Annotated in this window: 1 rRNA gene; it reads right to left on the bottom strand. The window is 51.9% G+C overall.

The features are described 5' to 3' along the window. Window positions 1-540, bottom strand: a 23S ribosomal RNA gene (locus tag LK539_RS24385); the annotation flags it as partial.

Below are 540 nucleotides of genomic sequence, written 5' to 3' on the forward strand. Positions count from 1 at the left end.
GTCAAGCTACCGGGGCGTACCTTATCCCGAAGTTACGGTACCAATTTGCCGAGTTCCTTCTCCCGAGTTCTCTCAAGCGCCTTAGAATACTCATCTCGCCCACCTGTGTCGGTTTGCGGTACGGTCTCGTATGACTGAAGCTTAGAGGCTTTTCTTGGAACCACTTCCGATTGCTTCAGGACCTAAGTCCCTCGTCCCAATCCCTTGAATTACGTGCCCGGATTTGCCTAAGCACCTTCTATGAATCAGAAACTAACTATTCCAACAGTTAGACAACCTTCCGCGATCCGTCCCCCCATCGCATCATACGACGGTGCAGGAATATTAACCTGCTTCCCATCAGCTACGCATCTCTGCCTCGCCTTAGGGGCCGACTCACCCTGCTCCGATGAACGTTGAACAGGAAACCTTGGGCTTACGGCGTGCGGGCTTTTCACCCGCATTATCGCTACTCATGTCAGCATTCGCACTTCTGATACCTCCAGCATCCTTTACAAGACACCTTCGCAGGCTTACAGAACGCTCTCCTACCATATGTCA

This window comes from Massilia sp. IC2-476, assembly GCF_020707295.1.
Classification (GTDB): Bacteria; Pseudomonadota; Gammaproteobacteria; order Burkholderiales; family Burkholderiaceae_D; genus Telluria.